This window comes from Janthinobacterium sp. GW458P, from assembly GCF_002127585.1.
Classification (GTDB): Bacteria; Pseudomonadota; Gammaproteobacteria; order Burkholderiales; family Burkholderiaceae_D; genus Janthinobacterium.
Genome location: NZ_NEGZ01000001.1, coordinates 128,151 through 141,082, shown reverse-complemented (window position 1 = coordinate 141,082; position 12,932 = coordinate 128,151). Strand labels below are relative to the sequence as shown.

9 protein-coding genes are annotated in these 12,932 nt (G+C 65.8%); all 9 read right to left on the bottom strand.

Annotation, left to right across the window (positions count from 1 at the left end):
* Window positions 1-36: 36 nt before the first annotated feature.
* Window positions 37-513, bottom strand: a complete 477-nt coding sequence (locus tag CBW50_RS00615) for a hypothetical protein (RefSeq protein WP_086143709.1) — start codon at window positions 511-513, stop codon at window positions 37-39.
* Between the two features lie 215 nt (window positions 514-728).
* Complete coding sequence (locus tag CBW50_RS00610; protein WP_086143708.1) at window positions 729-1,946, bottom strand: acetate/propionate family kinase; 1,218 nt, start codon at window positions 1,944-1,946, stop codon at window positions 729-731.
* Window positions 1,943-3,358, bottom strand: a complete 1,416-nt coding sequence (locus CBW50_RS00605) for a bifunctional enoyl-CoA hydratase/phosphate acetyltransferase (RefSeq protein WP_086143707.1) — start codon at window positions 3,356-3,358, stop codon at window positions 1,943-1,945. Before CBW50_RS00605 ends, CBW50_RS00610 begins: the two co-directional genes overlap by 4 nt.
* A 9-nt stretch (window positions 3,359-3,367) precedes the next feature.
* A complete protein-coding gene (locus tag CBW50_RS00600; protein ID WP_226935536.1) occupies window positions 3,368-5,578 on the bottom strand; it encodes a DUF3141 domain-containing protein in 2,211 nt (736 codons plus the stop codon).
* Between the two features lie 101 nt (window positions 5,579-5,679).
* Complete coding sequence (locus CBW50_RS00595; protein ID WP_086143705.1) at window positions 5,680-6,804, bottom strand: ABC transporter permease; 1,125 nt, start codon at window positions 6,802-6,804, stop codon at window positions 5,680-5,682.
* Between the two features lie 4 nt (window positions 6,805-6,808).
* Window positions 6,809-9,565 (bottom strand): ribosome-associated ATPase/putative transporter RbbA, encoded by a 2,757-nt coding sequence (gene rbbA / locus CBW50_RS00590; protein WP_086143704.1) that lies wholly within the window; start codon window positions 9,563-9,565, stop codon window positions 6,809-6,811.
* A gap of 2 nt (window positions 9,566-9,567) precedes the next feature.
* Complete coding sequence (locus CBW50_RS00585) at window positions 9,568-10,641, bottom strand: HlyD family efflux transporter periplasmic adaptor subunit (protein ID WP_086143972.1); 1,074 nt, start codon at window positions 10,639-10,641, stop codon at window positions 9,568-9,570.
* 19 nt (window positions 10,642-10,660) lie between these two features.
* Window positions 10,661-12,118 carry an efflux transporter outer membrane subunit gene (locus tag CBW50_RS00580; protein ID WP_086143703.1) on the bottom strand — a complete coding sequence of 486 codons (1,458 nt, stop codon included), beginning with the start codon at window positions 12,116-12,118 and terminating at the stop codon, window positions 10,661-10,663.
* A gap of 10 nt (window positions 12,119-12,128) precedes the next feature.
* Window positions 12,129-12,911: an enoyl-ACP reductase FabI gene (gene fabI, locus CBW50_RS00575; protein ID WP_086143971.1), complete on the bottom strand. Its 783-nt coding sequence runs from the start codon at window positions 12,909-12,911 to the stop codon at window positions 12,129-12,131.
* Window positions 12,912-12,932: the final 21 nt, after the last annotated feature.

The following is a 12,932-nucleotide window of genomic DNA, read 5'->3' as shown; positions in this document are numbered from 1 at the left end:
TTTTCTGCAGGGAAACCTGCACGCGCAAATGGCGAATTATTTTGCGGCGGCAGCCTTGACTTCAGCGTCGGCCTTGGCCTTGGCTTCTTCCGTTTTGGTGGCGGCGATGGCCTTGTCGGCGTTCGCTTCGACTTTTTCCTTGGCGACCTTGGCATTCGCTTTCACAGCGGCCTTGGTCGCTTTCGCATCGGCCTTGGCATCGGTCTTGTCTGCCTTGGCTTCCGCTTTCAGCTTGTCTTCCGCATCGGCGTTGACAACTTTATCGTGGGCCTTGGCCTTGGTTTTACTTGCCTTGTGATGGGCGTCAGCTTTCTTTTCGTCAGCCTTCATCTCGGCCTTGGCGACATTGGCGTCAGCCTTGGCATCGACCTTGGCTTCCGAAGCGGCAGCCTTGTTGACGTCTTTTTGCGCGGAAGCCTGGGCTTTCACGACAGCTTCCGTGGCCGGCGCGGTTTGAGCGAAGGCGGCGGTAGCGAACAGGGTAGCGATCAGGGCGGCGAGTAATTTGTTCATGATGAGACCTTTCAATATGGTTTAATTTTATTCTTACTAAAGGCGGGCAAAATGTTCAAAATTTGCCAGGCATCGCGCTGTTTCTTGATGTAGCGCAATGGCATGACTTCATAGTAAAGACAAAACAAAAACCAGACTGTGCGTTATCGCACTCAACGGAAAATATGTGCATTTCAGCAAATTTCCCATCGAGCGCTGCCCTACGCTTCAGATCTTCATGCGCCCACGGCCAGGGCCGCGTGGCGTGCCGCCACCCACTCCTCGTTGGCCGGCTCCACGCCTACCACGATGCGGCTGGCGTCGGTGGAGATACGGCTGGCGTTGCGCGCATTGGCCTGCGCATCGAGCACGGGGCCGAGGAAACCCAGCTCGGCGCAAATGCGCTGCCGCAACTCGGCGCTGTGCTCGCCGATACCGGCCGTAAACACCAGCATGTCCAGTCCGCCCAGCACGGCCGTCAGGGCGCCGATCTCGCGCACGATGCGGCGGATATACAGGGCCAGCGCGGCGCGGATGCGTTCGCCCGTGGCATCCTGCCGCTCCTGCTGCGCCAGCAGCACGGGCGGGTCGGCCGACACGCCCGACACGCCCAGCAAGCCAGACTCGTGGTAGAGCACATGCGCCACTTTTTCCAGCGACAGCTTTTCGATTTCCATCAGGTAGATCACGGCGCCCGGATCGAGCGAACCGCAGCGCGTGCCCATCATCAGGCCGTCGAGCGCGGAAAAGCCCATGGTGGTGGCGACGCTGCGCAAATTGTCCATGGCGCACAGGCTGGCGCCGCTGCCCAGGTGGGCCACGATGACCTTGCCGCGCGCGACAGCGCCAAAACGCTGTTCCAGCACCAGCGACTGGTATTCGTACGACAGGCCGTGGAAACCATAGCGGCGCAAGCCCCGTTCCCATGCATCGTAAGGCAGGGCCAGCATCTGCTCGACCTGCGGCACCGTATGGTGGAAGGCCGTGTCGAAGCACGCCACCTGGGCGATGTCGGGCCGCGATGTGAGCAGCACCTCGATCGCTTCCAGTGCGAACGGCTGGTGCAGGGGCGCCAGCGGCACATAGCTTTTCAGGTCCGCCAGCACGGCGAAATCGATGCGCACTGGGGCGAAATACTTGCTGCCGCCATGCACCACGCGGTGCGCCACGGCGCGCAGCGCACGCCCGTCCAGCTGCGCCACCACTTGCGCGCGGATGTATTCGAGCGCCGCGTGATGCGGCTGCTGCGGGTCCAGCTGCAAGGCGACCGCCGGCAGGCCGCCGGCGCGGTACGTGGCGCTTTCGCGGCCGATGCCTTCGACCTTGCCGCTCCATTGCGCCTGCTGCGGCAGCACGCCGCCCGTCTGCTCGAACAGGGCGAACTTGATGCTCGACGAACCGCAATTGAGCACCAGGATCAGGGTGCCGTCGGCGTGGGTGAATGGCGCGTTCATGGCGGCGTGCTCCGGTAATGGTTGGCCAGCATCACGGCGATGGCGCACGAGGCGATGCGGCTGGCGCGCGAATCGGCGCGGCTGGTGAGGATGACGGGAACTTTCGCGCCCAGCACGATGCCGGCGCTGTCCGCGTCGCCCATGTATTCAAGCTGCTTGGCCAGCATGTTGCCGCTTTCCAGGTCGGGCACCAGCAGGATGTCGGCACGCCCCGCCACTTCCGAGACGATGCCCTTGACGGTGGCGGCGGCGATCGACACGGCGTTATCAAAAGCCAGCGGGCCGTCGAGGATGGCGCCCGTGATCTGTCCGCGGTCGGCCATCTTGCACAGGGCGGCCGCGTCCAAAGTCGCCGGCATGTCCGCGTTCACCGTTTCCACGGCGGCCAGGATGGCCACGCGCGGCCGGGCCACGCCGATCACGTGCGCCAGGTCGATGGCATTGCGCACGATGTCGGCCTTCATGGCCAGGTTCGGCGCGATATTGATGGCGGCATCCGTGATGATGAAGGGGCGCGGATAGGCGGGCGTCTGCATCAGGAAGCAGTGGCTGATGCGGCGCTTGGTGCGCAAGCCAGCACTGGCCGATAGCACGGCCGACATCAGTTCATCCGTGTGCAGGCTGCCCTTCATCAGCGCCTCGACTTCCCCCTTGCCCGCCAGTTCGGCGCCGCGCGCGGCGGCCGCATGGCTATGCTCGACGTCCTCGATGGCGATGCCGGCCAGGCTCAGGCCCGCTTCGGCCGCCACCGCTTCCAGGCGCGCGCGCGGCGCCACCAGCACGGGCGTGATCAGGCCTGCCGCATACGCATCGAGGGCTCCCGACAGGCTCAGTTCATCGCAGGGGTGGATCACGGCCACCCTGATGGGGCCCAGCGTGCGCGCGTGCTCCAGCAGGCGCCGCGTGCCGTCGCCGTTATGCAGGCGGACTTCCGGCAGGGTAGCGCGCGCGCGTTCGATCTGCTCGGCGGGCGCAATCACCTGCGCTTCGCCGTCGAGCACCACGGCGCCATGCTGGTTGACGCAGCGGCAAGCCAGGGTCACGTGGCGGCTGCGCGGCTCGCGCGCCGTGACGGTGACGCTGATGTCCAAGGTATCGCCCACGCGCACGGGTTGCAAAAAGCGCAGGGTCTGGCCCGTGTAGACGGTGCCGGCGCCGGGCAGGCGCGTGCCCAGCACGGCGGAAATGAGGGCCGCGCCCCACATGCCATGGGCGATCACGCCCTGGTAGCGGCTGGCGGCGGCAAATTCCGTATCGAGATGCTGCGGATTGTCGTCGCCCGACATCACCGCGAACAGGGAGATATCGTCCATGCTCAAGGTGCGCGTAATGCTGGCAGTGTCGCCGATGGCGATCTGCTCGAAGGTGCGGTTACGCACGATATTCAAATCATCGTCTTGGGTAGTAGTCATCGTGGTCTTCTAGACAGGGGTAATGTGTTTGGCCGGTTTGGCTTTGGGTCCGGCATGGGAGGCGCGCGCGTCCGGCTGCGGTGCCTTTTCCTGCGCCGTGGCGGCGCGGTCAAAGACGCCCAGCATCTGCTGCAGGCTCGCCTCCTCGTCCGGCGTCGGCGCTTCGGGCACCTGCAGCACCTGCTGCAGCCACTCGGCCAGCGCGCCGATGTCGTCCGGATCGGCGCGCGACAGCAAGGCCGGCAAAGCGGCGATGGCGGCATCGAAATCATGCAGCATCAGGCGCGCCTGCTGCCTCACGATGTGGCGGAACTCCTCCATGCTGACATCCTGCCGGTATTGCGGCTTGATCAGTTTCAGGGCCAGGTTGACCCTGCGTTCGTCGGCGATCATGCGGAAGCGGTAGATATAGAACAGCGCACGCACGGCTGCCTCCACCAGGCCGCCGCGCTGCATGTCCTCGTCCATCTTGCGCGTTTCGCAACGCACGTATTCGCAATGCTCGGGCGAGATGCCTGGATGGGGGCGCGGCGGCGCGGTATCGCCGATGGCTTGTCCCGTCAATGCCTGCACCAGCGGCGAACCATACACCAGGTCAAAGGTCGTTTCCTGCAGCGTATCGCGCCAGTCGCGCCAGCTGTTCAAGCCAGCCGTAATGGCGCCGGAAAACGCCTCCTGCATGGCCAGCAGCGGGTTGTCGGGCGATACCGGCTGACGCTGGGCGCGCACTTTTTCCGCTTCCCTGGCCACCAGTCTGGCCAGCGGATTGTGATCGGTCCAACGCTCGTACGATACGCGCAGCGGGTGCGCGAGCTGCAGAAACCGCGCCGACTGCGGCGTGACCATGGCGCGCACCAAAGGCTGCGCAAACGTGCGGTACAAGGCCAGGTTCACTTCGGACACGCGCGCGGCGGCAGCGAACTTGCGGTCGTTTTCCACGCTAGGCTGCACGATGGCGCGCACGTCCTCGATGCCGCGGTGCTCGACCTGCAGCACATAGTCGCCGCTGGCCAGGTCCGCGTTCGGCGTATCGGGCGTCTTGTCGACGATCCTCGCTTCATAGATACCGGCCGGCAGCAGGTTGATCAGGTCGATATTGCTGGCGAATTTCTGGTGTTCCTTGTGCCCCACCTTGGCCGAGACGAAAATGCCCAGGTGGCCGATGCTGTCGTGCACGGCATACACGATGGTCTGGTCGTGCATCAGCACGTCGTTGTCGTCGCGGTACAGGTCCGTGATCCAGCCCAGCGCCTGCGGCGGCGGCGTGATGTTGTCGCCGTTCGAGCAGAACACGACGATGGGCGAACGGATATTGCGCAAGTCCAGGCGCACGCCGTCGGAGGTAATCAATTCCGCCGTGGCCAGGCGGTTGCCGATGAACAGATTGTCGACGATGTACTGCATCTCGACGTCGTTCAGGAACACATGGCCGCCCCAGTATTTTTCAAATTCCAGGTAACGGGGCGCCTCCGTATCGATGTTCGCATACAAGTTGTACTGCTTGCTCCACAGGGTGTTGGCCGGATTCAGCTTTTCGAAATTCTGCACCAGGCTGGCGCCGTCGAAGCGGCCCTTGCCCAGGTCGCCCGCCAGCGCCGTGGCCCAGCTGCCGCCCATCAGGCCGCCCGCATAGCGCATCGGATTGCGGCCGTGCCAGCCGGCCCAGTAGGACACGGGCGCGCCGGCCACGATGATGGGGCCGAACAATTCCGGACGCATGGCCGCCGTCATGAGGATTTGCCAACCCGCCTGGCAATTGCCGATGACGACGGGCTTGCCCTCGCTGAGCGGATGCAGGGCGATGACTCTCTCCAGGAAGGCCGCCTCGGCGTGCATCACGTCTTCCACTGTCTGTCCCGGCACGGGATCTGGCAGAAAACCGATGAAATAGCAAGGGTGGCCGGCGCGCAGCGCCACGCCGATCTCGCTTTCCGCCTTGAAGCCGCCGATGCCGGGACCGTGGCCGGCGCGCGGATCGACGACGACGAACGGGCGCTTCGATGGATCAGGCTCGGGCGCATCAGGCGTCAATATGCGCGCCAGGCCGTAGTTGACGGGACGGGCCAGTTCCAGGCCCGACATCACCACCTCGGCGGGAAAATCGAGCACGTTCGGCACTTCCTCGGCCAGGTGTTCCTGGTACTGGTTGCCGCGCCGGCGCATCACGTCAGCGTACAGCACGATGCGCTGCCACGAGTCGCGCGCATAGTCGCCCAGCATGCCCAGGGACGGCAAGCCGCCGCTGGAGAAAAATGGAGCAGATTCTATCTTCATGGCTATCCTTTAGATGCAAAAAAACGCCGGGCGATCCGGCACGGAACCTACGCCATCTGGCTGATGGTCTTGCGAAAGCGGGCAAGGGCGAACGTGAACAGGGCCGTGCCGATCGCCAGCAGGGCCAGGAAAGGCTTCCACACCACATCGATGCCGGCGCCCCGGTACAGAATCGCCTGGCTCAATTCGACGAAATGCGTGGTGGGCGCGATCAGCATGATGTTCTGCACCAGCTCCGGCATGCTTTCGCGCGGCGTGCTGCCGCCCGAGAGCATCTGCAGCGGCAGCAGCACGAGGATCAATAGCATGCCGAACTGCGGCATGCTGCGCGCCACGGTGGCGAGGAAAATCCCCATCGAGGTGGTGGCGAACAGGTGCAGGGCCGCGCCGCACAGGAACAGCGCGATCGAGCCCTCGATCGGCACGTGCAGCATGCCGCGCACCACCAGGTTCAGCGACAGGGCCGCGGCCAGCAGCACCACGAGGCCCATCGACCAGACCTTGCCCAGCATGATCTCGGCCGGTGTCACGGGCATCACCAGCAGATGCTCGATAGTGCCGTGTTCGCGCTCGCGGATCAGGGCTGCGCCCGTAAGGATGATCGACAGCATCGTCACCTGGTTGATGATTTCCATCAGCGAGCCAAACCACGCCTGGCTCAGCGAAGGATTGAAGCGCGCGCGCATCACCAGCTCCACCGGCGAGACGGTCGCGCCCCGATAGCGTTTGGCGAATTCGGACACCTCGCCGGCGACGATCTGCTGGATGTAGCCGCTGCCGCTGAAGGCCTGGCTCATGCGCGTGGCGTCCACGTTCAGCTGCAATTCCGCGTGGCGCCCGCCCAGCACGTCGGCCTGCAGCTTGGGCGGTATCGTCAGCACGAAGGTGTACTGGCCCGCGTCCAGGCCCGCGTCGACCTGGCTCTGGTTGATCATGGCCGGCGGCGTGAACTGCGGCGGGAAGAAGGCCGAGGCGATGCGTCCGGACAGCGGCGAGCCGTCCTCGTCGACGATGGCGATCGAGGCCATGTGCAAGGTTTCCGGCTTGGCCGTAGCGGCCACATAGATGGCCAGCGTAAACGTGTAGAGGATCAGGATCAGCATCATCGGATCGCGGATCAGGCTCCAGATTTCCTTCACGCCCAGGCGGTAGATGTTTTCAAGGTGGCGCATACGCTTACGACTCCTGTTTCTTCAGCAGCGCCACGGTCACGCCGAGGATCACGGGAATGGCGACGATCAGGGGCCAGAACGAAGCGTGCAAGTCGCCGAAGCCCAGCGCCTTGTTGAACACGCCGCGGCTGATGTTGAGCATGTGCGTGGCCGGATACATCAGGCCGATGGCCTTGCCCACGCCTTCCATCGACGAGACGGGATTGAGCAGGCCGGAAAACTGGATGGCCGGGATCATGGTGCCGATCATGGTCACGAACAGGGCCGCGATCTGGCTGCGCGTAAACGTCGAGGCGAACAGGCCGATGCCGGTGGCGCAGATATTGAAGATGAAGGTGGCGCCGATCAGGGTCGGCAAGCTGCCCTTGATCGGCACGCCGAAGGCGGTGACCGCCAGCAGCGCCATGAGGACGAAGTTGAACATGGCCAGCACGACGTACGGCACTTGCTTGCCGAGCAAGAATTCCAGGCGCGTGACGGGCGTCACGTACAGATTGATGATGGAACCGAGTTCCTTTTCGCGCACCACGGACAACGCCGCCAGCATGGCCGGCAGCATCAGCAGCAGCAAAGGAATCACGGCCGGCACCATGGCGGGCAGGCTTTTCACGTCCGGGTTGTAGCGGTAGCGCGTCTGGATGGCGACCGGGTTGCTCATCGTGATGCCGTAGCGGTGCAAGGCCTGGTCGGCCAGCCACAGCTGATGCATGCCCTGCACGTAGCCCTGCACGGTTTCGGCGCGCATCGGCATGGCGCCGTCGATCCACGCGCCCACCTGCGCCGGCGCGCCGCGCTGCACGTCGCGCGCGAAGCCGGGCGGAATCTCGATGGCCAGCGACAGTTCGCCGCTGCGCATGCGCTTGTCGATATCGGCGTAGTCGCGCAGCGGCGCCTTCTCGACGAAGTAACGCGAACCGGCCAGGTTGTTCGTGTAATTCTGGCTCAGGGTCGTCTGGTCGTGATCGAGCACCGCATAGCTGAGGTCTTCGACGTCCAGGCTGATGCCGAAGCCGATGACGAACAGCAGCAGCACCGAGCCGCCCAGCGCCAGCGTCAGGCGCACGGGGTCGCGCCGCAACTCCAGCGTTTCGCGCCACATGTAGCTGAGCATGCGGCCCAGGCTGAAGCGGCTGCGCTGCTGCTGCTGCTGCTGCTGCTGCTGCGGTGCGGCCGTTTCAGCTTTCTGCACGGGCGCTTCGCTTTCCTGCGCCGCCGGCGCCGTGCCGCCGCCCGCCTCTTCCAGGTAGGCGATGAAGGCCGCCTCCAGCGACGGTGCGCCCTTCTTGCGCACCAGTTCCGCCGGCGCATCGCTGACCAGCACTTTACCCGCATGCATCAGCGATATGCGGTCGCAGCGCTCGGCCTCGTTCATGAAGTGGGTGGAGATGAAAATGGTGACGCGGTCGCGCCGCGCCAGCTCGATCATCAGGCGCCAGAAATTGTCGCGCGCGATCGGGTCGACGCCGGAGGTCGGCTCGTCGAGGATCAGCATTTCCGGTTTGTGCACCATGGCCACGGCCAGCGACAGGCGCTGGCGTATGCCCAAGGGCAGGCTGTCGGGCAAATCCTCCATCACGTCGCACAGGTCGAAGCGCTGCGCCATTTCGTCGATCCTTGCCGCGATCTCGCCCTCCGGCACGTGGAACAGGCGCGCGTGCAGCACCAGGTTCTGGCGCACCGTCAGTTCGCTGTACAGGGAAAACGCCTGCGACATGTAGCCGACCCTGCGGCGCGTGTCGATGTCGTTGGAATCGACCTCCTTGCCGAACAGCCAGGCCTTGCCTTCCGTGGCCGGCAGCAGACCCGTGAGCATCTTCATGGTGGTCGACTTGCCGCAGCCGTTCGAGCCAAGAAAACCGAAGATCTCGCCGCGGCCGATGCGGAAATTCACATGGTCGACGGCCGTGAAGTCGCCGAAGCGCATGGTCAGCTCCTGCGCCTCGATGGCGACGTCCTGCGCGCTGGCCGCGTCCAGCGGCGTGATGACCACGGGCTGGTGGCCCGCGCGCTTGGCTTCGGGCAGCAGCTTGATAAAGGCCGCTTCCAGGTTGTCGCTTTGCGTGCGCGCCAGCAGTTCAGCCGGCGTGCCCGTGTCCAGGACCTTGCCGTCATCCATGGCGACGAGCCAATCGAAACGCTGCGCCTCGTCCATGTAGGCGGTGGCCACCATCACGCTCATTTGCGGGCGCTGCACGCGAATGCCGGCGATCAGGTCCCAGAACTGGGCGCGCGCCAGCGGATCGACGCCGGTGGTCGGTTCATCGAGAATGAGCAGGTCGGGATCGTGGATCAGGGCGCAGCACAGCCCCAGTTTCTGCTTCATGCCGCCCGACAGCTTGCCCGCCGGCCGCGCGAGGAAGGGCTGCAGGCCCGTGCTGCGGGTCAGCTGATCGATGCGGCGACGGCGTTCAGCCGCGTCGTGGCCGAACAGGCGCGCGAAAAACTGCAGGTTTTCCTCGACCGACAGGGTCGGATACAGATTCTTGCCCAGGCCTTGCGGCATGTAGGCGATACGCGGGCAGACGTCGTCGCGATGGCGCACATCCTGCATGTCGCCGCCCAGCGCCATCACGCTGCCCTGCTGCACGGCGCGCGCGCCGGCCACCAGCGACAGCAGGCTCGATTTGCCCACGCCGTCGGGACCGATCAGGCCAACCATGCGGCCGGCCGGCACGTCCAGGTCGATGGCGTCGAGCGCCACCGTCTTGCCGTAATGCTGGCTGACGCCCTTGATGCTGACGACAAAGGGGGTTGCGTCCATGCTCACTGCGGAACCTTGGCCGTCAGTTCAGCGGGCCATGCCTGCTTTGCATCAAGACGCACCCAGGCCACGCCGGGCAAACCCACTTTGACGAGGGCCAGATGCTTTAGCAGCAGTTCGCGGCTGATCTGCGCTTTCACGCGGAACATGAGTTTCTGGCGCTCGCTGGCCGTTTCCACCGTCTTTGGCGTGAACTGCGCGCTGGCGGCAACGAAGGAAATCGTCGCTGGAATCACATAATTGGGCGCCGCATCAAGGATGATGCGCACTTCGCCGCCCAGCGCCACCTTGCCGGCCGCCGTCTCGGGCAGGAAGAAGGTCATGTAGACGTCCGACAGGTCGACCAGGTTGAGCACCTTGCCGCCGCCCGCCAGCACCTCGCCCTGCTGCGCCACCAGGTATTGCACGCGGCCGTCGCGCGGCGCCGTCAGCTGGCCATCGGCCAGATCCGAATCGATGCGCGCCGTGGTCGCCTCGGCGGCCACCACGGCGGAACGCGAGCCGACCACTTGCGCTTTTGCCGCGTCGATGGCAGCCTGCGCCGCCGTCACCTGCGCCTTGGCCGCATTCAGGGCGGCGGCCACGCTGCGCACGCGGGCGCGGTCGTCGTCGAGCTCCTGCACCGAGGAAGCCCCCTCCTTCGACAGGGTTTCGGAGCGTGCCAGGCGGCGCTTGGCCGCATCGAGTTCGCTTTCGCGCTGCGCCACCATGGCCAGCGCGGCCGCCTTGTCGCTCTCGCGCACGGCCACCTGCGCCTGCGCGCCGACCACGGCATCGGACGCCTGCTGCTGGCGTGCGCGCGCCTCGTCGCGCTGGGCCGTCAGGGAATCGACCTGCATGCTGGCCAGCGGCTGGCCCGCCTTGACGAAGTCGCCCTCGCGCACGAGGATCTCCTTGACCCTGCCGGCCAGCTTGGTGGCAACGTCGATTTCCGTCGCCTCGATGCGGCCATTGCCGCTGACAAAGCCTTCGCCAGGGCCCGTGGGGCGCATTTTTTGCCAGGCCACGTAGCCCAGCACGAGAACGGCCACGACCAGCGCGGCGGGAATGAGTTTTTTCTTCAGTTGTGGAGTCATGGGTATCAGGGCGATCAAATTAGTGGGCGGAAGCGGTGGCTGAACTGGCGGAGGTGACGGGCGCACCGCCGCCCAGGGCCGCATACAGGCTGACCTGGCTCGAGAGCAATGCGCGGCGCGTCTGCACCAGCTGCTGCTCCACCGTCAGCAGGTCGCGCTGGGCATCGAGCACTTCCAGGTAGGGCGCGGCGCCATTGTCGTAGCGCAGCTTGGCCAGGCGTGCGCGTTCGCTCTGCGCGGCCAGGGTGGTTTTGCCGATATCGACCTGCAGCGCCAGCCAGCGCCGGTTCGACAGCGCGTCGGCCACTTCACGGAAGGCGCCCTGCACGCTCTTTTCATAGTTGGCGACGGCGACGTCGCGGCGCACTTCGGCCAGCTCCATGTTGGCGCGCAGGCGGCCTGCATCAAAAATCGGCAGCACCAGGCGCGGCGCAAAATTCCAGGCGCCGCTGCCCGAATCGAACAAGCCGCTCAGTTCCGCGCTGGCCGTGCCGTAGCCCGCCGTCAGCGAAATGGTGGGAAAGAAGGCGGCGCGCGCGGCGCCGATATTGGCCTGCGCGGCGCGCAGCTGGTGCTCGGCGGCGATCAGGTCGGGGCGCTGCGTGAGCAAGGCCGACGGCAGGCCCGCATGCAGCGGCTGCAGCACGCTGGCGTCGTCGAAGCGGCGCACCTCACCAGCGACCGGCGTCAGGTCGACGGGACCGCCCACCAGCTGGGCCAGCGCGTGCGCCTGCACGGCGCGCGCCTGCTCCAGCTGGGCCGACAGCGACAGGGCCTGGCTGAGCAGGGTTTCCACCTGCGTCAGGTCCAGCTTGGAAATCGAACCGACTTCGAAGCGGCGCGTAAAGATGCGCAGCGATTCGGCGCGGCTGTCGACCGTGGCGCGCGCCAGTTCCACGCGTTCGTCGAGTTCGCGCAAGCCCAGGTAGCCATTGGCCACCTGCGCCACCAGGGCCACGCCGACGGCGCGGCGCGCCTCGTCGCTGGCCAGCAGGGTTTGCAGCGCGCTGTCATTCAGGCTGCGCACGCGGCCCCAGAAGTCGAGTTCCCAGGCGCTCACGTTCAAGCCCGCCTGGTATTGCGCGCTCGTCATGGGACGGCCCGTCACGCTCAGGTCAGCCGGCACCCGCGCGCGGCTGCCGGAGGCGCCCAGCGCGATGGTGGGAAACTGTTCCGCGCGCTGGATGCCGTACGCCGCGCGCGCCTCTTCCACGCGCAGGGCGGCAATACGGATGTCGCGGTTGCCGGCCAGCGCCCGCGCAATGAGCGCCTGCAGGCGCGGATCGGCAAAGTAGGCTTGCCAGGCCACGTCGGGCGCATGTGCGCCGGCAGCGTCATTTTCAGGATACTGCGCCGCCACGGGCAGCGGCGGTGGCGCATATGGCGGCGCCAGCGAGGCGCAGCCGGCCAGCAGCAAGCTGGCAGCAAATGCCGCCATTCTGGCGCAAGGGGGCAAAGCAGAAACAGCCATGGTCATCATCTTCCAGTCAATTCAGAATGTTGTAGCCGCCATCGACATACAGGGTGCCGCCCGTGATGGCGCGCGCGCCATCGCCGGCGAGGAAAGCGCACAGCGCGCCCACGTCCTCGATGGTGGCCAGGCGGCGCAGGGGCGAGCGTTCGATGGCGTCAGCCATCAGGCGGTCGAAATGGGCAATGCCGGAAGCGGCCCGCGTCTCCAGTGGCCCTGGCGAAATGGCGTTGACGCGGATGCCTTGCGGCCCCAGTTCGGCGGCCAGGTAGCGCACCGACGCTTCCAGCGCCGCCTTCACGGGGCCCATCAGGCCGTAGTCGGCGATGACTTCCTCCGCACCCAGATAACTCATGGTCATCAGGCTGCCGCCGTCCGGCATCAGGGGTTCGGCCAGCTTCGCCATGCGCATGAAGGAATGGCAGGAGATATCCATCGCCTGCGCAAAACCGTCGGCCGAACTGTCCGCCACGCGGCCATGCAAGTCCTGCTTCGGCGCGTAGGCGATGGAATGGACGACGAAATCAAGCGTGCCCCATTGCCGTTCAATCTGCGCGAACAGGGCTTCCAGCTGCCCCGGCACGGACACGTCGAGCGGTGCCATGATGGCAGCCTGCACCTGCCGCGCCAGCGGCTCCACATGGGGGCGGGCCTTGTCATTGAGCCAGGTCACGGCCAGGTCGGCGCCCGCTGCGCGCAGTGCGCTGGCGCAGCCCCAGGCGATGCTTTGCATGTTGGCGATACCCACCACCAGCCCCCGCTTGCCCTGCAACGTCGGAGACGGCGACACGGGCGCCATCATGACCTGGACGGACGCAAT